This window comes from Amycolatopsis sp. NPDC043889, assembly GCF_056435645.1.
The window spans coordinates 25,937-48,203 of the sequence record NZ_JBWKEC010000002.1 but is presented as its reverse complement, the minus strand read 5'-3'; the positions used below and the strand labels follow the sequence as shown (position 1 = coordinate 48,203).

Below are 22,267 nucleotides of genomic sequence, written 5' to 3'. Positions count from 1 at the left end.
CGGGCCATGTCGACGACGTAGCGAAGGCCTCCTTCCCTACCTTCAGGGTAGGCAAGGAGGCCTTCACCACCACCTGGGTCGATCACTTCGGCTGACGGTGCGAAAGTGGCTTCGTAACACGCCACAGTTGCCTTACCCCTCAATAACCGTCTTTGCCGCTCACGATCCCGGCGGGAAGCGGACATCATGACATCAATCGGGCGCGCAATCGGCGTGAAGCGTCCCGGGTGGACACGTCACGCCGGAGTCGGCCGGCAAGTCAGTCCGGAACCCTGTTGTCCAGGGCGGCGATCTCATCACGAAGTCGGCGAAGTAGGCGAAGACGGCCCGCATGACGGGGACTCGATCACGCCACCTTTGCCTTTCCCCTCAATAGAACCCTACTTGCAACTCACGACCCCCTCGCCGAACCGGGGCATATGGCCTTGAAGCAGGCATTTCGTCGCTGGAAAGCATCCCTTGTGGACGCTGAAGAGCGCGGCTGACTCCTGTCGGCCCATTCGGAACCACGCCGCGAAGGCCGCCTCTCTGCCTTGACCCAGCGAAGGGTTCCTTCGCCGCAGAGGCTCGGTCACGCCACCTTGACTTACCCCTCAACAGAACCCTCTTCATCACTCACGACCCCGTAGGCAAGGAGGCCTTCACCACCGGATACCGCGACCAAGACGGTCGGTGCTGGTACAGGCGATCGGGATTCTGGCGAGTCCTCTCTTGGGCACCTGCCGCGTTCTTCCTGTGGCCGGGAGGTTCAGTGAGGTACATGAAGGTCCCCGCGGCAGATACCTGGAACCCTCTTGCCCCGAAACCGAATCGCCACTCACGACGTCTGCCGGATCTCCGCGAGGACCGCGTTCACGACGTCCGGGACGGCCGCCGCGACGGCCGGGCTCAGGCCGAGGCCGAAACCCACGTCGGTCACCTCCACCGCGAAGATCACCAAATGCCCGGGGAGGCGGCCTAGTGCCTCCGCGAGTTCGACGGCCTCGGGAATTCCGAAGCCGTGTGAACTCGCGACGGGGCCGTGGACGGGCAGGGTGGTCCGGTGCCAGCGGCCGTCCACACCGGGCGAGCATCGCACCGCGTCGACGAGGATGACGAGGCTCGCGTACTCCCAGGTTTCCATGAGCCGCACGGTGTCCCCATCACTGATCTCCGCGGGAACACCGCGCCGGGCGACTTCGCGAGCCACAGCCGGACCTACGCCGTCGTCACGCCGGAATTCGTTGCCGACTCCGATGACGACCGAGTTCACCGGTGCTCCCTGGTGAGATCGAGGAAATGCGCCGAGCAGGAGATGCAGGGGTCGTAGTTGCGGATCGCGCGTTCACAAAGCGAGACCAGTGCATGGTCGTCGAGTCCGGCGTGGCGACCGACCAGCCTCGCCACGTCGTGCTCGATGGCGGGCTGGTTCTGGGCGGTCGGTGGCACGATGTCCGCGCTCAGGATCCGCCCGCCCGCGTCGATTTCGTAGCTGTGGTACAGCAGGCCGCGTGGAGCTTCGGTGATCCCGTGGCCGACCGCCGCACGAGGGGACACTTCGACGAACGGCCGATCCGGCCGCTCGTAGGTTTCGATGATCCGCAAGGCCTCCTCGACGGCGTAGACGACCTCGACGGCGCGGACCACGATGCTGCGGAACGGGTTGCGGCATGAGGTTTCCAAGCCCGCGTCGGCCGCGACGCTCACGGCGAGCGGGGACAGCCGGTCGGAGTTGAGCGTGTACCGCGCGAGCGGCCCGGTCAGGAACATCCGCCCGTCCAGCCGGGCGTGCAGTGCCGTCGAATGCGGGACCTGGTGCTCCGCCACATGCTCTCCGAACTCGCTGGAGGTGAATCGGAGGCCCGTGCTGACCACCGGTTCGCCCCGATCGAGTGGATAGCCATCGGTGTCCCGCAAGGCGAGCAGGTCATGGGGTACGTCGAGGTCGGGAAAGTCGAATCCGGATACCCAGCGCACCGTCTCCAGGGCGTCGTCCAAGGCGTGTCGCAGCGTATCCGCCAGTGCGCGCAACTCGGGGAACTCAGGGACCCGGTAGAAGCCGCCGACCCGGACGTTGACCGGATGGATCGCGCGTCCTCCGATCGTCTCCATGATCAGGTTTCCCGCCTTTTTGAGCGCGAGACCCTGTTCCACTGTCTCCCGGTGGGCGGCGGCCATCGCGATGCCATCCGGGAAGCCGAGGAAGTCCGGCGCGTGCAGCAGATAGATGTGCAGAGTGTGGCTGGAGATCCACTCACCGCAGTACAGCAACCGCCGCAGCGCGCGCAGTCGGTGGCCGACGTCGGCGCCGCAAGCGTCTTCGATGGCCCGGCAAGCACTCAACTGATAGGCCACCGGGCAGATTCCGCACACCCGGGCGGTGATGTCCGGTGGCTCGCGGAAGTCCCGGCCCCGGAGGAAGGCCTCGAAGAATCTCGGCGGTTCGTAAATGGCGAGTTCGACGCTCTCGACCTGGTCGCCTTTCGTCCGCACGTGAAGGGAGCCTTCGCCCTCCACCCGTGCGAGTCCCGCTACCTGCAGGATGCGATTCGCGCGATGGGTCATGACCACTCCGCCGCCGTGTTGAAGGTACTGAACACCAGGTGAAGCTCGTCGTCGCCCATTCCACTCCGGCGCAGCAACGGGACCAGCGCGGGCACGTTCGGCTGTTTCATCGGGCCGAAACAGCCGTAGCAGCCGCGGTTCACCGCCGGGCACAGGGCGCCGCAACCCGCGTGCGTCACCGGTCCGAGACAGGGAGTCCCGTGCGCGACCATCACGCAGGTCAGGCCTCGGCGTTTGCATTCGGTGCACACACTGGTGTCCGGCAGATCCGGCGCGCGCCCGGCAGCCAACGCGGTGAGAAGCTCCAGCAGTTGACCTTTGTCGATCGGGCAACCGCGGAGTTCGTAATCCACCTTGACGTGTTCCGCGATCGCCGTCGATGTCGCCAGGGTTTCGATGTAGTCCGGACGCGCGTATACCACGGAGCGGAACTCGTCGACGTCGGCGAAGTTGCGCAAGGCCTGGATCCCGCCGGCGGTGGCGCACGCACCGATCACGACCAGCACCGCGGACTGTTCGCGGATGCGCTGAATCCTCTCGGCTTCGGCGGCGGTGGTCACCGACCCTTCGACGAGGGAGATGTCGTAGGGACCCGGTTCGGAGACACTGGTCATTTCGGCGAAATGCGCGAACTTCACCTTTTCGGTCAAGGGCAGCAGTTCGTCCTCGCAGTCGAGCAGTGTCAGCTGGCAGCCGTCACACGAGGTGAACTTCCAGACCGCGATGGAGAGCATCACAACTCCTTCACCGGGAAGAGGGGTTCCGCCACTGGGTAGCCGACGACGGGCCCGTCCCGGCAGACGAGAAGCGGGCCGAGCTGGCAGTGCCCGCACAGGCCGTTGCCGCATTGCATGTTCCGTTCCAGGGAAACTTCGATCCGCTCGGCGGGCACGCCACGGCCGAGCAGAGCTCTGGCGCAGAAGCGCATCATCGGTTCCGGCCCGCACAGGAGCGCGGTGGTGTGCGCGGGATCGATCGGATGCGTGGCGAGCGGTTCGGTGACGAAGCCGACGCGCCCGGTCCAGCCGACCTCGCCGCGGTCGACGGTGAGTACGACTTCGGGACCATCCGTATCGGACAGACGACGGAGCTCTTCCCGGTACAGAAGGTCAGCGGGTGTCCGTGCGCCGGCGATGAGGATGACGCGGCGGGAAGATCGACATGTCAAGGCCTGCCGGAGCACGGGTCGCAGCGGTGCGAGCCCGATCCCGCCTGCTACGAGGAGAAGGTCCTCGTCGTCGTCGAGCCGCCATGCCGTGCCGAACGGGCCGCGCACACCCAGGACCGTGCCGGGCTCGGCATCGTGCAGTGCCCGGCTCACCGGGCCGACGGCGCGGATGGTGTGCACCAGCGTCCCGTCGCCGGGAATCGCGCTGACGGAGATCGGTATCTCCCCGATGCCATGGGCGTAGAGCATGGCGAACTGACCGGGGCGGAACTCCGGCAGCCGATCGCCTGCCGGAGCCAATGTCAACGTCACCGAGTCACTCGTTTCGGTCACCCGGTCCGCCACCCGGTAGGGGCGGGGGAGCCACGAATCGGAGTTCACGCCGGGTTCCGGTACAGATCGAGGAGGCGGAGCCGGCTGGCCTGCAACCTGTTCACCAAGGTCTCGAGGAGAATCCGGGTGAGCCGGTAGCCCAGCGCCGGATCGGTCTCCATGAGTGCGCGCAGTTGCCCGGCGTCCAGTACCAACGCGCGGGTCGGGGCGACGGTCACCGCGCCGAAATGCCAGCGATACGGCGGGATCAGCCACGACCAGCCGAGCAGTTCTCCCGCACCCACGCTTTGCAGTGCCACGGGGCCGCAGTGGGGGACGTGGGTGTCCACGGCGACCTGGCCCGAGATGATCAGCCAGCACCGGTCGGCGTCGCCGCTCTCGTCGAACAGCCGCGTTCCGGGGGTGTAGTCCTCGATCCGGCCGAGGGCGGTGACCGCCCGGCGTTGTGCTTCGGACAGGCGGGCGAGCAAAGGTGTCCCGGAGTGCGGGGCGGTCATCGTGACGCACCTTCCGCGAGTGCTGCCGCTTCCTCGGTGATGTCGATTCCCGCCGGGCACCAGGCGATGCAGCGACCGCAGCCGACGCAGCCGGAAGTACCGAACTGGTCATACCAGGTACCGAGTTTGTGGCTCATCCATTGCCGGTAACGAGCGGCTCCCGAGGTCCGCACCGCCCCTCCGTGCAACTGTGAGAAGTCGATCTCGAAACAGGACGCCCAGCGTTGCGCACGTGTCGCACCGCCGTCGAGTTCAGTTGTGTCCTCTATGGACACACAAAAGCATGTCGGGCACACCATGGTGCAGTTGCCGCAGGTGAGGCAGCGTCCGGCGACCTCCTCCCACCGGGGGTGTTCGCGGCTGCCGGCGAGGAGGTCACGGAGATCGGTTTCCGGCATGGTCCTGCCCATCCGCCGGGCCGCCTCCGCGACGTCCGTGTCCGCCAGCGCGACATCATGTTCGTGCGCCGGACGTCGTGGCAGACGGGTGAGGACATCGGCACCCGCCGCGGTTCCGGCGACGGCGAGGAACCGGTGGCCTTCGCGATCGATCCGTTCCGTGAGCGCGAGGTCGTACCCCGCGTCGGCCGATGGCCCGCAGCCCATCGAAGCGCAGAAGCAGACAGCACCCGGTTCGGTGCACTGCGCGGCGACCACGAACGGCATCGGCCCGCCGACGATCTGGCGTAGCTTGCCGATCGCGGCCAGGTCGCAGGGCCGGACGCCGAAAAAGGCGTACTCGACGGGCTCTTCACGGACCGGTCGGAACCCGGCGGGCCCACTGGTGAGCAGGGCACGGTGGGGCGGATGCAGGAACCGCTTCCACGACTGCGGCCCGGCGGAATGGCCGAACACCGCCGAGTCGGCACGCCGGTGCACCCGGTAATGACCGGGACCGGTCTCCACACCCCACCCGGAGGGGAGATCGGCCGCGGAGTCCAGTTCCGCCAGTGTGATCGCCTCGTCGCGGAGCACCGGGCCGATCACCTTCCGGCCGCTCGCGATCAGCGCGCCGATCAGCGCGTCGAGCCCGGCGAGATCCAGGACGGCGTCCATCGGGTTCACCTCTCAGCAGATCCTCGGAAGTTGTTCACCGATCAGGACATCGACGATCCGGGTCGCGCCGATCAGGGTGCGCGCGCTGACCCGGCCAGCCGGGCCGTCCGTCACTTCGCCGATGACGGTCGCGTCCACCCCCTCCGGCAACGCACGCATGGCCCGGAGGACGTCCCGCGCGGATTCCGGTGCGACCAGCCCGACCAGACAGCCCTCGTTCGCGACGTGCATCGGGTCGAGTCCGAGCAGTTCGCACGCCGCGGCGACCGGCCGCGGTACCGGTACGTCGGCCTCGGTGATCTCGATGCCGGCGCCGGAGGCGGAAGCGAGTTCGTTCAGCGCGCTCGCGAGCCCACCCCGGGTGGGGTCCCGGAGGGTGTGCACTCCGGTGCCGCCCGCCGCCAGCATCGCGGCGACCAGCCGGTGCAGTGGACGGCTGTCCGACGCGATCTCCGCTTCGAAACCCAGCCCTTCGCGGGCACTCAGGATCGCGGTGCCGTGCAGGCCGATCGGGCCGGAGAGGACCACCACGTCACCCGGCCTGCCCCCGGCCGCGGACGGCCGTGCGCCTTCGGGCCGGAGGCCGATTCCGGTGGTCGTGACGTAGAGCCCGTCGGCCGCACCACGGCCGACCACCTTGGTGTCCCCGGTGGCGATCTCGACTCCGGCGGCGGCCGCGGCGGCCGCCGCCGAACGGGTGATCCGCCTCAGCTCGGCGATGGGAAGACCTTCTTCGATGATGTAGGCGAGGCTCAGCGCGACCGGTATGGCGCCGCGCATCGCGAGATCGTTGATCGTGCCGTGCACGGCGAGCGAACCGATGTCCCCACCGGGGAAGAAGCGCGGCGTCACGACGAATCCGTCGGTCGTGAACACGGTGTCGACGCCACCGACACCGACGACGGCGGCGTCCTCGAGCGGCTCGCCCGTGCCGAGTTCGGCGGTGATCACGTCGGTGAGCAGTTCGGTCATGAGCTGCCCACCCGAGCCGTGGCCGAGCAGTACCCGCTCGGTTTCGGCGGACGGCATCGGGCAGACGGGACCGGCAAGGCCGGCGGGGCTGGTCATCGGAGCTCCAATCCGCGTCCGGCGTTGTGGAACGCCGCGCAGGTTCCTTCGCTCGACACCATCGGCGCGTCGAGCGGGGTCCGGGGCGTACATGCCGTTCCGTAGGCCTGGCAGTCGGTCGGCAGACGGGTGCCGCGCAGGATCTCACCCGCGATACAGGCGGGGGATTCACGGGTGACGATGTCCCCGGTGGCGAACCGCCGGTCCGCGTCGAAGTCGGCGAACGCGGGGTCGAGCGCGAGCCCGCCGGCGGGGATCTCGCCGATGCCGCGCCATTTCCGGTCGGTCACCCGGAACACCTGGGCGACGGCGTCACGAGCGGCGGTGTTGCCGGTCCGGCGCACGGCACGTACGTACTGGTTTTCCACCACCGCGCGGCCGGTTTCGAGCTGCCGCACCGCCATCAGGATGCCTTCCAGGAGATCGAGCGGTTCGAAGCCGGTCACCACGATCGGGACACCGTAGTGGTCGGCGATCGGCTCGTACTCGGTCCAGCCCATCACGGCGCAGACGTGCCCGGCGGCGAGGAAGGCCCGGACTTGGTTGTCCGGCGCCTCCAGCAGCGTCGTGATCGCGGGCGGCACGAGGACGTGGCTCACCAGGACACTGAAGTTGGTGACACCGGTCTTGGCCGCGTCCAGCACCGCCATCGCGTTGGCGGGAGCGGTCGTTTCGAATCCCACGGCGAGGAACACCACCTCGCGCTCCGGATTCTCCCGCGCGATCCGCACGGCGTCCAAAGGCGAGTAGACGACCCGGACGTCCGCACCGCGTGCCTTGAGCCCGACGAGGTCTCCGGAGGTACCGGGCACGCGGAGCATGTCGCCGTAGCTGGTGAAGATCACTTCCGGCCGGGCGGCGATGGCGAGCGCCTTGTCGATGATCTCGAGTGGCGTCACGCAGACCGGGCAGCCGGGACCATGGATCATTCGCATGCCCGCGGGGAGCAGTTCGTCGATCCCTTGCCGCACGATCGTATGCGTCTGGCCGCCGCAGACCTCCATCACCGTCCAAGGCCTGGTGGCGGTGGCGCGCAATTCACCGAGCAGCCTGCGCGCCAGCGCGGGATCCCGGTACTCGTCGAGATACTTCACGATCCCAGCTCCGTCTCGATCGCGTCCGGCATCGCGCGCAGCACTTCCAGCGTCCGTGCCGCTTCCTCTTCGTCCACGACACTGATCGCGAAACCGACGTGGACGATCACGTGATCACCGACCGCGGCTTCCGGTGTGTAGGCGAGGCAAACCGGTCTCCGCAGGCCGTCGAAGTCGACGATTCCGCCGCGAGGGAAGTCCTCCTCCACGCTCACGATCCGCCCGGGTATACCGAGACACATCGATTTACCTCCCTGCCAGCAGCGCCGCCGCGATGGCCGCTTGCCCGTAGCTGATCCCGCCGTCGTTGACCGGGACCCTGTCTCCGGTGAACACCCGGAAACCCAAGTCGGCTAAGGAGTTCGTGACAGCGCCGGTGAGCCTGCGGTTCTGGAACACGCCACCACCGAGACACACCGTGTCCGTGCCGCTGAGGGCGGCGGCCTTGGTCACCAGTGCGACGGTGACCTCGGTGATCGTCGCGTGGAACCGAGCCGAGAGCTCGTTCGCCGGCCGAGCCGAGCCGATGAGTTCACGCAGTGTCGGTACGGGGTCGTAGACCCACAGGCCGTCGCGGCGGTGCAGCTTCCATGCGAGTGGCCTCCGCACCGGCTCGCCCGCGGCGGCGGCTTCGAGCAGAACGGCCGCTTCTCCTTCATAGGTGTTCACCCTACAGAGCCCGAGCAGTGCCGCCGCAGCGTCGAACAGCCTTCCCGCGCTGGAGGTGACCGGGCAGTTCACGCCACGCTCGATCATCCGCCGGACCAGTTCGGTTTCCCGGTTCTCCGGTGGGGGCGGGAGGGAGCCGTCTCCGAAATCCTCGGCCCCGACCAGATAGCCCAACGCCATCCGGTCCGGACGTCGCACGGCCACCTCGCCACCGGGCAGCGGGGCGTGGCCGAACCGGGCGAACCGCCGGTAGCCGGTGTAGGACGCCAGCAGGATCTCGCCGCCCCACAAGGTCCCGTCATCGCCGAAACCCAGCCCGTCGTACGCGACCCCGATGAACGTCCCTCGAACTCCGTGTTCGGCGGCCGTCGCGGCGACGTGGGCGTGATGGTGCTGCACCGGAATGCGCCGATCGGCGGGCCAGTTCCCCGCGTGAACGGTCGACCGGTAGCGAGGATGCTTGTCGTGGGCGCAGCACTCCGGCATCACGTTCATCCACCGGCACAGTCCGCGGGCCGTGTCTTCGAAGACTTCGAAGGCGGGGACGGTGGAGAGGTCACCTATGTGCGGGCCCTGCACGGCGTGCTCACCGGTCGCCAGCGTGACCGTGTTCTTCAGCTGCGCCCCCAAGGCCAGCACTGTCTCTGGCGAGGCGACAGGTAGGGGCAAGGGTTCCGGCGCGTATCCGCGGGCGCGTCGCACGACGCGTCCCGCGCGGACCACGGAGTCGTCATAGCGGGAGAGGATCGGCCGGTCGTGCGTGAGGATGCCGTCGACCAACGATCCGAGTCCGGACCGGACCTGCTCATCGGAGATCACGATCGGTTCACCGGCGCGGTTCCCGCTGGTCATCACCAATGGGCGGCCGAGGTCACGCAGGAGAAGGTGATGCAGTGGGCTGTTCGGAAGGAACAGGCCGATCTCGGGAAGGCGTGGTGCCACCACACCGGACACCGCGATGTCGGGGCGTGCCGTGAGGAGCACGATAGGGCGGGCCGGCGATTCGAGCAGGCGAGCCGCTTCCTTGTCCACAAAGGACAGCAGGGCCGCTTCGCGAAGATCGCGCACCATTACCGCGAACGGCTTTCCCGGCCGTTCCTTGACGGTCCGCAGCCTGTCGACCGAGAGGTCGTTTCCCGCGTCACACACCAGCTGGTAGCCGCCGATTCCCTTGATCGCCACTACGCCGCCGTTCCCGATCGTCTCGATCGCCGCTGCGAGCGCCGCGGGCCCGGTGGTGTTCGCCCAGGACAGAGCCGGCCCGCAGTCCGGGCAGGCGATGGGTTCGGCGTGGAATCGGCGATCGCCGGGGTCGTGATACTCCGTGGTGCAGGCGCCGCACATCGGGAACCGGCTCATCGTCGTCCGGACCCGGTCGTACGGAAGCTCCTCGACGATCGTCGCCCGTGGGCCGCATGCCGAACAGTTGACGAACGGGTACCGGTAGCGCCGATCGGCCGGATCGAACAGTTCCGTCAGGCAGGCGGGACAGGTGGCCAGATCCGGAGAGATCGCGCGGGTTCCCACACCGGCAGCACTGTCTCCGACCGCGAAGCTGTTCTCGTACGGTCTGGCGGCCAGCGGGGTGACGGTGACGCGGTCGACCCTCGCAGGAGCCGGCGCACCTTCGAGCACGTCACGGTGGAACGCCGCGAGCACCTCCGGTCGCCCGGACGCGGTGATCACCACATGGCCGCCGACATTCCGCACTTCGCCGCCGATGCCCAGCGTCGTCGCGACGCGATGGACATGCGGGCGGAAGCCGACGCCTTGGACGGTGCCGTGCACTTCGATACGCTGCGTCACGTGTGCGCCGGTCGCCATGGCACCTCCACCGTCGGGTCCGATCCATGATCAGCGAGGCCGAGGTGGGGCGAGGAGGGCTGAACGTCCCGGGCGGAGCGGCCCAAGGACCTCTCTTGACGGATCGAGCAAGGCCGCGGCACCCGTCGGTGTGGTGATCGGTGTTGGCCCGGATGGATGGCCCGCGCCCCGATCGGCTCAGCCGATCGTGACCTCCGTCCGTCAGCCGGTCGGGTCGTTGTCCGGCGGTCAGCGTCAGGCGGTCGCGATCGCCAAGGCCGTGCTGTGGCACTCGAAGCCGGTGATCATGGACGAGCCGACCGCGGCATGGGGAGTCCAGCAGACCGAGGTCGTCCTGCGGCTGATCCGGCGGCCGGCCGAGCGGGGCTTGGGCGTGGTCGTGGTGTCCCACAACTTGAACGACGTCTTCGAAGTGGCCGACCGTGTCGCGGTGCTGTACCTGGGCAGGATGGCGGGGGTTCACCGAACCCGCGAGCTGACCAAGGAAGCGGTCGTCGAACTGATGACCGCCTGCTTCTCGGATCGGCTCCGGACGCCTTGAGTCCACGCCGTCAGGTGACGAAGTACTGCACCTAAAAACGAAAGCCGACGGCCCGAGACGGCACCGACGCTCTCGTCGATGAGGCTGGAGGTCCCAGGGAGCCGGGACTGTCGCCCCTCGTGGTCCGAACGCGGTGAGAGAACGCTGAGAACCGCACATTTCGAGGGAAGACCCCGGAGGTCGACGATGAACATCCCATCACGTTTCCTGCGAGTCTGGCGGATCGTTCATCCCGGTCACGAGCCGCTGGCCAGGCCCGTGGACCGGCTGGAGGGACTGATCCTGGTGTTCGCGGTGCTCGTCGCGACGGCGGGGCTGCCTTTCGCCGCGGCCGCGGGTTCGGCGGTGTTCGCGGCCGGAAAAGACAGGTCGGCGGCGGAAACCGCCGTCCGGCACCGTGCCGAAGCGGTACTGATCGAGGACGGGGCGCCGGTCGTCATAGCGGTTCGGTCCGGGGGCACCGCGGACACCACGCCCGTGATGGCGCGCTGGATGCTTCCCGATGGTTCCTTCCGAGCCGGGAAGGTGCCCGCGACGCGAGGGATGACGGCGGGCGCCCGGGTACAGGTGTGGCTCGGCGAGGGTGGCGAGCCGGTCGAGGCACCGCTGACCCGATCGAACGCGGCCTTCCGCGGCTTCGGAGCCGGTTTGGGTCTGTGGGCGGCGGTTCTGATCCTCAGCTGGCTGGGGTACCGAGTCAGCCGGTTCTTCCTCGACCGGGCGCGCACCGATGGGTGGGAACGCGAATGGAAGACGGTGTCCCGGCGGTGGAGCCATTCATGAGCGAGCCGCGAAATTCGCCGGTCCTCGTCGGCGTCGACGGTTCGCCGGCCGGTGAGGCCGCGGCCCGCTGGGCTGCCCGCGAGGCGGCCTATCGGGCCGTACCCCTCGAGTTGCTCCACGTCTTCACCCCCTCCGTCGGCGATGGACCGACCCGCGAGGCTGGGATGAACTGCCTGATCCGGGCAGAAGCCATAGCGCGGCAAACCGTGCCCGGGCAGCCATCAGCGCGCGTGCTCCAGCCCGGCGACGCCGTGGAGAAGCTCATCGAGCGGTCGGGTTCGGTGGCGGTCATCGCGGTCGGGGCCTGGGGATTCGGCCGTGGCGCGAATCCCTTTCTCGGTGGGGTCGCCCGCGCAGTGGTGGCCCGGAGCAAGGCGCCGGTGGTCGTGGTGCGGGATCAGCCGCCCGACACCGGACCGGTGGTCGTCGGTGTGGACGATTCACCGGACGGAGCGGCCGCCCTGCGTTTCGCGTATGCGGCGGCCGCCGTCCGCGCTTGCCCGCTGGTCGCGGTCCGGGTGTGGTACGACCGTGAGGACGAAGCCGTCAGCGCCCGGATGCTGGCCGAAAGCGTCAAGAACCTGCGGTGGGCAAGGTCCGGCGCCATCGTCCGGCCGCGGCTGGTCCGCGAACGCCATCGCGCGGACGGGATACTGTCCGCGTCGGCCGGCCCGCGGCTGATCGTCGTCGGGTCGCGCCGGAGGCGAATGCGTGGCAGACCCATACTGGGGATCACCACACACGCGATTCTCGATCGGGCTCGGTGCCCGGTCGCGGTGGTCCCAGCCCTCAACCGATCCCGGCAGCCTTCGTCAAGCGTGCCCTGAGGCAGGCGGCGGCTCGCTCGGGTGTCGTCGTCACCACCGGTATCCCGGTGGCGGATTCCAGGCCGGCGGGCACGGTCCGCCTGGGCAGGACGTGGATCGACCAGGTCAGGAAGGGTGCCTGTTCCCAGCCGGTCGGTGCCGTGTCGACGACGACGTTGTACGCGAGATCGGCGATTTCCTCGCCAAGGGCGCCGAGAACGAGACGCAACGTGTGCGCGATTTCCCGTAGTTCGGACCTCGGCACCATGGCGAAGTCGGCACGGGCTTGCCTGGGGACCAAACGCAGTTCGTAGGCCGCGGTGGGCGCGAAAGGGGCGAAAACGACGGTGTTCTCCGCGCTGTGGACGATTCTTTCGGCCACGGCGAACTCCTCGGCGAGCTCGTCCGAGGCGAAGGGCCGTCCGAACCGCCGATGGTGTTCGCGGAACGCTTCGAGCCTGCGGCGGGTGCCGGGGGCGAGCACCGGGAGCCCGGCGAGCTGCGAATGCGGATGAGGCAGCGAGGTCCCCGCCGCCCTGCCGTGATTGCGAAAGATCACGACCTGGGCGGCGTAACCGCGAAGGGCGATGTGCCGTTGTTGCCAGGTGAAAAGCACGTCGGTCAGCTCCGCGTCGCTCCCGGTCACAGGATCCCAATCGTGACGAGGGGATTCGATGATCACCTCATGCCGATCGGACAGCGCGTAGCGGTTGGGGACGGCGCGGACGCGCCAGCCGACACCGTCGGCCGCCGGGAGGCGCCAGCGCTCCGGCGGGGTGTCCTCGCCTGGGCCAGGGCAGAACGGGCATCCATCCCTGTCACCGTGCGGCCGGGCGGCCCGGCCAGGCGCGAGGATCGTCCAATCGCCGGTGAGTCGTTGCTGACGCAGTTCTCCACCATGCCATCGCTGGGTCGTCATCACGGGACCCCTGCTTCGGTTCGAGCGAAGATCTCCTGACACCGGTGTGAGCAGAACCGGAAGGTCTGGCCGCCGAGGTTGGTCTCCAGCCCCGGTTCGGCGGTATAGGTGGCCATCCCGCACACCGGGTCCCGGTGGTCTCCTGTCGTGGTCAGCTCGGCGGCGCCGCGCCCGGCGGCCACGTCGTCCATGAGGGTCAGTTCGTCGAGGAGCAGACGCGGCAGCAGGAAGTGTTTCCGGACCCTTTCGTGGCCTGCCGCGCCGAGTGCCGCCGCCCTGGCCGGATCGGTGAGCAGGGCACTCAGCGCGTCGGCGCATTCGGTCACGGAGTCGACCAGTATTCCGCCCGAGTCATCGGCGACCTGCAACGGGATCCCTCCCGCCGCGCCCGCCACGATGGGTGTCCCTTTCCAGAGCGCTTCCGACACGACGAGACCGAAGCCTTCACGGATCGACTTCTGCACCATGACGGTCGACATCCGCTGGAAGGCGTTGACCTCGATGTTGCCCACACCGGTGAGGTTGGTGAACACGTGAATGTCCGGATCTCCCTCGCTCTCGGCTGTGATGGCGCGATAGACCGCCCAGGCCTCCGGATCATCCAGTGCCATCGAGCCGACCAGTGCCAGCTGAACGTCCGGCACCGTCCGCCGGACGGTCCTGAAGGCCGCGATCACGCCGAGGGGGTCCTTCCACGGGTCGAAGCGGGACACCTGGGTGACGAGCGGGCGGTCTGGTTCGATCCCGATCCAGTTGAGGACCGCCCGCGTCGTGCGGTCGTCGAGCGACATGTTCTTCGGGCTCAGCGGGTCTATCGCGGGCGGGATGATGTTGACGCCCGTCCGGTCGAGGTCCGGCGGGGCGAACTGGGCCATGGTGAACACGGTCGCGTCGTACGGTGTGAGGAAGGGCCGGAGATAGGACCACGCGGCCGGGTCGGGGGCGGAGGTGTCGATGTGGCAGCGCCAGATCCACTTCGCCGATCCATGGTCCACAAAGGACAGAATTGCGGACGGCTGCGGATCGTGCACGAAAACGAAGTCGTAGCCGGGGAACTGAGGATCGGCGGCGAGCTCCGCGGCGTTGTCCGCCGCGGTCTGTTCGTAGAGCGCGCGATCGGCTTCGGTGATCGGTTCGTCATCCGCGCCCTGCAGCGCGTTGTGCAGCTTCTTGGTGACGGTGAAGAACGGAGGCCTGCCACTGATGATTTTCCAGGTGGCGTCGATTCCGAGATCGTTGTAGAGCGGGATCGTCGAGCGCAGCAGCTCGGAAACACCACCGCCGTACGGCGTCGCGCTCAAATGCAGCACCCGCGCGCCGCGGAGCCTGTTCGTGACCTCCGCGAGCGGTTCCATGATCTGGTCGGGCACCACGGTCCGGTACGCGGATATGGACAGTTCACCGACGTCGACCGTCTGAAGCATCGTCACACCCGCTCGGCGGGCCGGGCACCGGGGTCGAGTGGTCTTCTGCCGTAGGTGAGGTAGGCGATCGGCCCGATGAAGTTGATCGCGATGATGAGGGCCCATGCCTTCTTGGTACCCCGGATCTCGATGGCGGGCCGCATCGCCAGATCGGTCCACGCCACCGCGGCGAGGGTCAGCTGCACCCCGGTGAGGAAGCCCAGTACCGCGGACGGAGGCTTGTGGTGTTCGGTTTCCTCGTCGTGGTTCATCATCCGCTCCCGTCGGTCGTTCGCCGTCCGTCGAGCATCTCCGATCGGCGTCCCCGGCGGGAGGGACGGAGGTCCCGACGTCGGCTCTGTTCGGCCTCGGTGGAATCGGCCTGGCAGTGGTCCGCCTCGACCGCTGAATTCGTCGCTCTGGTGCCGAAGGTCCCGGCGAGCGGGGACGAACGGCGGGCGCGACCAGTCCCGTGTGCTGGAAGCGTGGTCGGTGAATCCGCCCGTCCGACCGGAGGTGCACCATGCCGACCCGACCCGTACTGCGAGAACTCGGCCTCAACACAGGGAAGAAGGCCAGGCTGCGCCGTATCCTGTTCCGGCACGGGCTGTGCAACGGGACCGCGTTCTTCCTGCCGTACGACCAAGGCCTCGAGCACGGGCCGCGTGACTTCTTCGCGAACCCGGCGGCGAGCGACCCTCGCTTCATCGTCAAACTCGCCCTCGAAGGCGGGTTCAACGGGATCGTCACGCAGATCGGGCTCGCCGAGAAGTTCTACTGGGACTACGCGGGTGAGGTCCCGCTGGTGCTGAAGCTCAACGGCAAGACCGACATCCCGGCCGACGAGCGGGCGCTCTCCCCGGTCAACGCGACGGTGGAGGACGCCGTGCGGCTCGGCGCGGACGCCGTCGGTTACACCTTGTATGTCGGGACTCCCGCGCAGGAGGCGGATTTCGAGCAGTACCGGCGTGTCCGGGAGGATGCTCACCGCCTCGGCATGCCGCTGATCGTCTGGGCATACCCGCGCGGTGCCGCCATCGAGGCCAAAGGCGGCAAGGATTCCTTCTACGCCGTCGACTACGCGGCTCGGACGGCTTCCGAGCTCGGCGCGGACGTGGTGAAGGTGAACTTTCCGCATCCGGAGAAGCGTGCGGCGGTGCCGTCGTCCTATGACGAGGAGTTCACCACTCAGCAGGCCATCGACGCCGTCGTGCGGTCCGCCAACAGGACGCTGGTGCTGGTCTCCGGCGGAGCGAAGCTGGGCGACGAAGCCATGTTGGAGAAGGCGCACGAGTCGATGGACGCCGGCGCCACCGGACTGATCTTCGGCCGCAACGTCTGGCAGCGAGAACATGACGAATCCCTGCGGTTCGTCGCCGCGCTTCGTGAGATCCTGGCCAAGTACCCCGGAGAAAGCGAGTGATCGCACCCGGTCGGTTCCGCTTGCGTGCCCTCCGAGGCTTGACGAAGAGCTGAAGGCATTCGGCGCCGGTTTTCCGGCCCGGCGGCAGGTCGATTGCCTCGACGGGGTTTCTTGCGCGGATCATCGCCGGGCCGGCCGTCGGCGTGACACCGCTTTGCGCAGTTCCTCGGCCCACAGGACGGAAGACGCGATCGCGGTGGCGACGAGCCAGTCGAGGGCGGTCAAGGCTGTCGTGCCGAACAGGGATTGCGCGGCGGGCAGGTACACGGCGCAGACCTGCAGGGCGAGCACCGAACCCAGCGCGGCCCAGAGCCGCCTGTTGCGGAACAAGAGCCCTCCGAACGCCGAGGAGTGTTCGTCGCGGACGTTGAGGATGTTGAAAAGCTGGAACACCACGAAGGTGACGAAGGCGAGGGTGTGCGCCACTTCGATGCCGCGGTCCAAGCCGTGTGCGAACGCGTAGAGGGTCCCGGCCACCATCACGAGTCCGGACAACAGGATCCGCGCCAGGCGGCCCGCACTGAGGATCTGCGCTCCCGGGCGTCGTGGCGGCTCATCCATGACGGATCGCCGCGGTGGTTCCAGACCGAGCGCCAATGCGGGGGGACCGTCGGCGATCACGTTGACCCACAACAACATCAGCGGTGTCAGAACGCTGGTTCCGGTACTGAACAACAGGGAGCCGATCACCATGGTGAGGATCGCGGCGACATTGGTGCCGACCTGGAAGCGGACGAACTTGACGATGTTGTCGTAGATGGTGCGGCCGGCGCGGACGGCCCGGACGATGGTCGCGAAATTGTCGTCGGTGAGGATCATCGCGGCGGCTTCCTTGGACACGTCGGAGCCGGTGATCCCCATGGCCACCCCGATGTGGGCGGCTTTGAGCGCCGGCGCGTCGTTCACGCCGTCACCGGTCATGGCGACGACCTCACCTCGCCGCTTGAGCGTGTCGACGATGCGGATCTTGTGCTCCGGCGCCACCCGCGCGAACACGCCGGTAGTGGTCGCCGCCTGTTCGAGGGCATGGTCGTCGAGCCGGTCGATGTCCGGTCCCGACATGCCGTCGCCCCCGATGCCGACCGCGCGGGCGATGGAGGTAGCGGTGGCCAGGTGATCACCGGTGATCATCTTGACGTCGATTCCGGCGGCATGGCATTCGGCGACCGCGGTGCGGGCTTCCGGTCGTGCTGGATCGAGCAGGCCGATCAGCCCGGTCAGGACCAGTCGGCGCGGCAGCGCGGGCGCCCCGGCGTCCATGTCGCCGTGGGCGACAGCCAGGACGCGCTGACCTCGTCCGGCGAGATGATCGAGTTCCGCCAGCACCCGGCGGCGTGCGTCGTCGTCGAGCGGGACGTCACCGTGTTCCCGGCGCACATGGGTGGCCAGGTGGAGCAGGACGTCCGCCGCGCCCTTCACGTGCGCACGGATCGCGGGCCCGTGACGATGGAACGTCGCCATGTACTTCAAAGCGGAGTCGAAGGGGATCTCGGAGACGCGGGGAGTGGCGCCGCGCAGCGCCATGACGTCCAATCCCGCCTTGCCCGCCAGGGTCACCAGCGCGCCCTCGGTCGGATCGCCGACAAGAGCGGCGTCCTGGACCACCGCGTCGTTGCACAGCACCGCGCTGGTCAGCAGCTCACCGAGATCGGGGACTTCACCGCCGTCTTCGGCGGTGATCGCGCCTTCGAAGCCGTAGCCCTCACCCGACACCAGGTAACGGCGTCCGGCATACCACAGCGAACGCGCGGTCATCTGGTTCAGCGTGAGTGTGCCGGTCTTGTCGGTACAGATGACCGTCGTCGCGCCCAGGGTTTCCACGGCGGGGAGCCGTTTGACGATCGCGCGCTGACGCGCCATCCGCCGCATTCCCAGTGCCAGTGTCACCGTGACGACGGCGGGCAGCCCCTCCGGGATGGCGGCTACGCCGAGCGCGACGGCCAGCGTGATCACCTCACCGATACCGCCGCCGGCCGCGAATTGCAGGACCGCCACGAGGAGGACCGCCACCCCGGCGAGGCAGGCCAGGCGGACACCGAGCTTGTCCAGCTGCCGCTGCAGCGGGGTCCGTGTCGAATCGGTGCGTTCCAGCAGCCCGGCCACCTTGCCGATCTCCGTGCGCATGCCGGTGCCCGTGACCAGCAGCTCGCCACGGCCCCTCGTGACGATGCTCGTCATATGGGCCATGGACGTCCGATCGGGCAGCGCCATCTCGCCCTGCCGCGGCGCCGCGGATTTGGGGACGGGGGCGGATTCGCCGGTCAAACCGGATTCATCGGTTTCCAGGTTCACTGTCGACAGCACCCGGCCGTCCGCCGGCACCCGGTCACCGGCGTCCACCAGGACGACGTCACCCGGCACGAGCTCGGCCGCGGGCACCTCGGTCACCCTGCCGTCGCGGCGGACCCGGGCCGACGGGCTGAGCAGGCTCTTCAGCGCGGCGACCGCGCGATCCGCCCTTCGTTCCTGCACGAAACCCAGGACACCGTTCAGGCCGAGGACCAGTCCGATGACGAGCGCTTCCCGATACGACCGCTCCACCACGCCCGCCAACGCGGCCGCCACCACGAGCACGAGGTTCAGCGGGCCGGCCACCTGTGCCACCAGTACCCGCCACCACGGCCTGCTCGGCGCCTCGGCGAGCCGGTTGGGCCCGGTCACCTCGAGCCGGTCGCTCGCGTCCGAGGAGTCCAGACCACGCCCCGGATCGACGTCGAGGCGAGACGCCAGCTCTCCGGTCTCCAAGCACCACGGATCGGAGACGTCCGGCACCTGGCGTGTCCCGCGTCCGGTCAGCGGCGCGGCTTTCACTGCCGAGCGGGCGGGACGACGGCCACCGGAGAGGCGGCGTGGTGGATCAGCGCCTGGCTGGTGGAGCCCAGGAGCAGCCCGCGGAAACCACCTCGGCCTCGGGAACCGACAACGACGAGTTGGGCGTTCTCGGAGTGTTCGAGCAAGGTGTGCGCCGGCCGGTCGCGAACGACGATGCCTTGAACGGGCACGTCGGGGTACTTGCTCCGGTAGGCGTCGAGCCGCTGTTCCACCAACCGCGCCTCCGCCGCCCGGATGACCTCCCAGTCCAGCGCGGACCCGAACTCCCAGGCGTTGCTCACGGCGAAGTCCGACCACGCGCGCACGGCGACCAGACGCGTACCGCGCGCCGCGGCGGCGTCGAAGGCGAAAGCCAAAGCCGCGTCACTCGTCGGCGAGCCGTCCACACCGACGACGACCGGTGCGTCCTGCGGCCGATCCGTTCCCCGGACGACGATGACCGGGCAGTGTCCGTGGGTCGCCACCGCGACCGCGATCGAGCCGACCAGCAGCCCGGTGAACCCACCCAGGCCACGAGAGCCCAGCACGATCAACTCCGCCGAGGCCGAGCGCCCGATGAGGTGCTCCGCCGCGGCTCCGCCGCGCAGCTCGGTGGTCACGTCGACCTCGGGGGCCGCATCCCTGGCCGCCTCCGCCGCCGCCGCGAGTACTTCCCGTCCTTGTTCGATCAGCGCGTCGGCGTAGGGCCTCGGCAACTCGACCCCGGGCGGCATCTGTACCGGGATCAGCATGCAGGCATGCGTGATCGACAACGGCGCCTTCCGCCTTGCCGCTTCGGCCGCGGCCCAGCGCGCCGCCTGGAGGGCCGAAGAAGAGCCGTCCACACCCACCACTACCGGTCGCACGTCTGGTGCGGTCATCGTGTCCTCGAATCGGGAGAGTAAGTCCCGCCCCCATGGGCGGTGCTGATCACGTCATCCACCCTGCCGTTCCCCGGGTTCCGGTCCCAGTGCCATCGGCCGAGTTTCGTAGGGACCAAGGTCCCCGGCCGAGTACGCCGAAGATCCCTTGGTGCCGCACCCCGTTCCCGGCAGGATCGGGGAAAGAGACCGGTCGTGGCCGCATCGGCGCCTTCGAGAGGCCTGGTCCTATTCCCCGAAGAAGGAGAATTCCTTGCTGTCCCCAGCATCCGCCGCGGTTGTTCGTGTCACCTTGCCCGTCGTGCGCGCGCACGCCGTGGAAATCACCGGTGAGTTCTACTCGTCGATGTTCGCCGCGCATCCGGAACTGCTCGACCTGTTCAACCAGGGCAACCAGGCCGACGGCCGTCAGAAGCTCGCGCTGGCGTCGGCTGTCGCCGGCTTCGCCGAGTATCTGCTCGCCGAGGACGGCGACGACGCCGCGCCGTTCGAGCGAGTCGCCGAGCGGATCGCGCACAAGCACGTGTCGCTGGGCATCCGGGCCGAGCAGTACCCGCTCGTCGGTCATCATCTGCTCACCGCCGTCGGCACGGTCCTCGGTGCCGCGGTAACCCCTGAGGTCTCCGCGGCGTGGCACGAGGTCTGCTGGCTGCTCGCCTGTCGGCTGATCGCCGCCGAAGCCCGCCTCTACGAACGTGGTGACCTCGATCCCGCCGCCCTCTGGCGCCGCTGGCGCGTGGCCAAGCGCCTCGACGAGGCCGTCGACGCGGTGTCGTTCACCCTGGTGCCCGATGACGGCGCGGCCGTCCCGGACTTCCTGCCCGGCCAATACGTTTCGGTCGCCGTCGACCTGCCCGACGGCCGTCGCCAGCCTCGCCAGTACTCCTTGTCACACGGTCCGGGAAGGGGCTCGCTGCGGATCACCGTCCGCCGGGTTCGCGGCCGCGACAGCGCCCCGGACGGCGCGGTGTCCAACCACCTGCACGACCGCGTGACCGAAGACGGCACCCTGCTTCTCGGGCCACCCGCGGGCGAGACGACCCTCGACACCGGTGACGGACCGGTGCTCCTGGTAAGCGCCGGCATCGGGATCACCCCGATGGCCGCCATGCTGGATCACCTCGCCCGCACCCAGCCGACGCGGCGGATCGTCCTCGCCCACGCCGATCGCTCACCCGCTCACCACGCGCTTCGCCGCGAATGTGCCCAGACCGCGAAGGGGTTGGGCGAGGCCGAGGAGTTGTACTGGTACGAGAACGGCCACGACGACAGCTCGCGGCCCGGTCTCATGGACGTCGACGCGCTCCCGTTGCCTCCGGGCACCACCGCCTACCTGTGTGGCCCCTTGCCGTTCATGCACGGGATCCGCACCGGACTGATCCGGCGCGGCCTGCCCGCCGAGCGCGTTCACTACGAGGTGTTCGGCCCCGGAATGCTCGAACGGGGCTGACGCCCATGTACTTGTCGAGGATAAGGGCGAACCTGGCGTGTCCCTGGGACTGGCTTCGCGGCATGGCAACAGTGGCGGTTCGGGAACACTGGACCGCGCCCACCCCCACGACACCCGTCGGCCTACTCCAGCCGAGATGAGCGTTCCGAGGCACGGGCGGAGACGTCGGCGTCGCTGCAAAATCCGGCCAGACGGCGTTTGAGGCAGAGCAGGCCAACGATGGCCCCGTCGTGATCGACCACGGCGAGGCGCCGCTGTCCGCGTGCCAAGAGGAGCAGGCGTGCCTGTTCGGCGGGCACGTCCACGGTGACCGTCCGGCCCGACATCCGCGAGTGGGGCAGAGCGAGGTCGGCACCGTCCAGATCCGCGGGAAGGTCGGTGCGGAGGAGGGCGCCGATGAGACGTCCGTACTCCGTGAGCAGGAGCATGTGGACGTGGTCGTCGGCGAAGCAGGCCGGGCCTGATCGACGGAGATGTCCACTGGTGACGTCTTGGGTCGCCGCACCAGCACGTCGCCGACGGTCTTGCCGATCAGCCCGGGTTGAGCGGGAGCGGGCACGGTATGTCCTCCTTACTTGAGGGGTAAGACAAACGTGGCGTGACCGAGCCTCTGCGGTGAAAGACCCCTTCGCTGGCCTGGTCGTGGGTCGGGTTGGTCGTGAGTGGCGTGGTTCCGGACTGGCCGACAGGAGTCAGCCGTGCTCTTCATTGTCCACAAGGGACGCTTTTCAGCGACGAAATGCCTGTTTCAAGGCCATATGCCCGATTTGGCGAGGGGGTCGTGAGTGGCAAGTAGGGTTCTAACCCTCTTTGCCACTCACGACCCCCTCGGCAACCGCACAAATCGCTCGACTCTGGCACTGATATCTCGAAAAATGTCCCTTATGGACAGTCGGGAAAGTGTCTCTTCGGCAAGTCCCGCTCCTGCCTGTACCGATCCTCAAGGAGAATCGGGGCTCACTGGCGAGTCCGCTGCCACTCACGAGCCCGTCCAGGCC

At 68.4% G+C, this 22,267-nt stretch carries 20 protein-coding genes and 1 pseudogene; 5 read left to right on the top strand and 16 right to left on the bottom strand.

Annotation, left to right across the window (positions count from 1 at the left end):
- Positions 1-817: 817 nt before the first annotated feature.
- The 10 genes from AC0685_RS05765 to hypF are packed head-to-tail and all read right to left on the bottom strand — an operon-like array spanning position 818 to position 10,252.
- Complete coding sequence (locus AC0685_RS05765; RefSeq protein WP_478224512.1) at positions 818-1,252, bottom strand: hydrogenase maturation protease; 435 nt, start codon at positions 1,250-1,252, stop codon at positions 818-820.
- Positions 1,249-2,544, bottom strand: coding sequence for a Ni/Fe hydrogenase subunit alpha (locus AC0685_RS05760; RefSeq protein WP_478224511.1), 1,296 nt, complete (start codon positions 2,542-2,544; stop codon positions 1,249-1,251). The genes AC0685_RS05765 and AC0685_RS05760 overlap by 4 nt, the downstream gene beginning before the upstream one ends.
- Complete coding sequence (locus AC0685_RS05755; protein ID WP_478224510.1) at positions 2,541-3,278, bottom strand: NADH-quinone oxidoreductase subunit B family protein; 738 nt, start codon at positions 3,276-3,278, stop codon at positions 2,541-2,543. The genes AC0685_RS05760 and AC0685_RS05755 overlap by 4 nt, the downstream gene beginning before the upstream one ends.
- Positions 3,278-4,093, bottom strand: coding sequence for an FAD/NAD(P)-binding protein (locus tag AC0685_RS05750; protein WP_478224509.1), 816 nt, complete (start codon positions 4,091-4,093; stop codon positions 3,278-3,280). The genes AC0685_RS05755 and AC0685_RS05750 overlap by 1 nt, the downstream gene beginning before the upstream one ends.
- Entirely contained in the window at positions 4,090-4,542 is a 453-nt protein-coding gene (locus AC0685_RS05745) for a cyclic nucleotide-binding domain-containing protein (protein WP_478224508.1), read from the bottom strand. The genes AC0685_RS05750 and AC0685_RS05745 overlap by 4 nt, the downstream gene beginning before the upstream one ends.
- A complete protein-coding gene (locus AC0685_RS05740) occupies positions 4,539-5,597 on the bottom strand; it encodes a 4Fe-4S dicluster domain-containing protein (RefSeq protein WP_478224507.1) in 1,059 nt (352 codons plus the stop codon). The genes AC0685_RS05745 and AC0685_RS05740 overlap by 4 nt, the downstream gene beginning before the upstream one ends.
- Before the next feature lie 12 nt (positions 5,598-5,609).
- Positions 5,610-6,665 (bottom strand): hydrogenase expression/formation protein HypE, encoded by a 1,056-nt coding sequence (gene hypE, locus AC0685_RS05735; protein WP_478224506.1) that lies wholly within the window; start codon positions 6,663-6,665, stop codon positions 5,610-5,612.
- Entirely contained in the window at positions 6,662-7,759 is a 1,098-nt protein-coding gene (hypD, locus tag AC0685_RS05730; protein ID WP_478224505.1) for a hydrogenase formation protein HypD, read from the bottom strand. Before hypD ends, hypE begins: the two co-directional genes overlap by 4 nt.
- Complete coding sequence (locus AC0685_RS05725; RefSeq protein WP_478224504.1) at positions 7,756-8,001, bottom strand: HypC/HybG/HupF family hydrogenase formation chaperone; 246 nt, start codon at positions 7,999-8,001, stop codon at positions 7,756-7,758. The genes hypD and AC0685_RS05725 overlap by 4 nt, the downstream gene beginning before the upstream one ends.
- Positions 8,002-8,005: 4 nt before the next feature.
- On the bottom strand, positions 8,006-10,252 hold the full coding sequence (gene hypF, locus AC0685_RS05720; protein ID WP_478224503.1) for a carbamoyltransferase HypF: 2,247 nt from the start codon (positions 10,250-10,252) through the stop codon (positions 8,006-8,008).
- Between the two features lie 187 nt (positions 10,253-10,439).
- Between hypF and AC0685_RS05715 the strand changes: the two are divergent.
- The 3 genes and pseudogenes from AC0685_RS05715 to AC0685_RS05705 all read left to right on the top strand — a co-directional run.
- Positions 10,440-10,793, top strand: a pseudogene (locus AC0685_RS05715) (ATP-binding cassette domain-containing protein); the annotation flags it as partial.
- A 186-nt stretch (positions 10,794-10,979) separates the two neighbouring features.
- On the top strand, positions 10,980-11,576 hold the full coding sequence (locus AC0685_RS05710; RefSeq protein WP_478224502.1) for an Rv1733c family protein: 597 nt from the start codon (positions 10,980-10,982) through the stop codon (positions 11,574-11,576).
- A complete protein-coding gene (locus AC0685_RS05705; protein ID WP_478224501.1) occupies positions 11,573-12,403 on the top strand; it encodes a universal stress protein in 831 nt (276 codons plus the stop codon). Before AC0685_RS05710 ends, AC0685_RS05705 begins: the two co-directional genes overlap by 4 nt.
- Here the strand turns inward: AC0685_RS05705 and AC0685_RS05700 are convergent.
- Genes AC0685_RS05700 through AC0685_RS05690 form a run of 3 tightly spaced genes read right to left on the bottom strand, consistent with a single transcriptional unit; the run spans position 12,366 to position 14,979 of the window.
- On the bottom strand, positions 12,366-13,301 hold the full coding sequence (locus tag AC0685_RS05700) for a galactose-1-phosphate uridylyltransferase (protein WP_478224500.1): 936 nt from the start codon (positions 13,299-13,301) through the stop codon (positions 12,366-12,368). The genes AC0685_RS05705 and AC0685_RS05700 overlap by 38 nt on opposite strands.
- Positions 13,301-14,725, bottom strand: coding sequence for a glycosyltransferase (locus AC0685_RS05695; RefSeq protein ID WP_478224499.1), 1,425 nt, complete (start codon positions 14,723-14,725; stop codon positions 13,301-13,303). Before AC0685_RS05695 ends, AC0685_RS05700 begins: the two co-directional genes overlap by 1 nt.
- Positions 14,726-14,727: 2 nt before the next feature.
- The gene (locus AC0685_RS05690) at positions 14,728-14,979 is read right to left on the bottom strand and encodes a PLDc N-terminal domain-containing protein (protein ID WP_478224498.1); all 252 of its coding nucleotides are present in this window, start codon (positions 14,977-14,979) and stop codon (positions 14,728-14,730) included.
- A gap of 248 nt (positions 14,980-15,227) precedes the next feature.
- Between AC0685_RS05690 and AC0685_RS05685 the strand changes: the two genes are divergently transcribed.
- Positions 15,228-16,127: a class I fructose-bisphosphate aldolase gene (locus AC0685_RS05685; RefSeq protein WP_340681424.1), complete on the top strand. Its 900-nt coding sequence runs from the start codon at positions 15,228-15,230 to the stop codon at positions 16,125-16,127.
- A 120-nt stretch (positions 16,128-16,247) separates the two neighbouring features.
- Here AC0685_RS05685 and AC0685_RS05680 read toward each other — a convergent pair whose 3' ends face one another.
- The gene (locus AC0685_RS05680; protein ID WP_478224497.1) at positions 16,248-18,899 is read right to left on the bottom strand and encodes a cation-translocating P-type ATPase; all 2,652 of its coding nucleotides are present in this window, start codon (positions 18,897-18,899) and stop codon (positions 16,248-16,250) included.
- Positions 18,900-18,934: 35 nt separating this feature from the next.
- On the bottom strand, positions 18,935-19,819 hold the full coding sequence (locus AC0685_RS05675) for a universal stress protein (protein WP_478224496.1): 885 nt from the start codon (positions 19,817-19,819) through the stop codon (positions 18,935-18,937).
- Between the two features lie 253 nt (positions 19,820-20,072).
- Between AC0685_RS05675 and AC0685_RS05670 the strand changes: the two genes are divergently transcribed.
- Entirely contained in the window at positions 20,073-21,269 is a 1,197-nt protein-coding gene (locus tag AC0685_RS05670) for a globin domain-containing protein (protein WP_478224495.1), read from the top strand.
- Between the two features lie 122 nt (positions 21,270-21,391).
- Here AC0685_RS05670 and AC0685_RS05665 read toward each other — a convergent pair whose 3' ends face one another.
- A complete protein-coding gene (locus tag AC0685_RS05665; protein ID WP_478224494.1) occupies positions 21,392-21,697 on the bottom strand; it encodes a CBS domain-containing protein in 306 nt (101 codons plus the stop codon).
- Between the last annotated feature and the right edge of the window lie 570 nt (positions 21,698-22,267).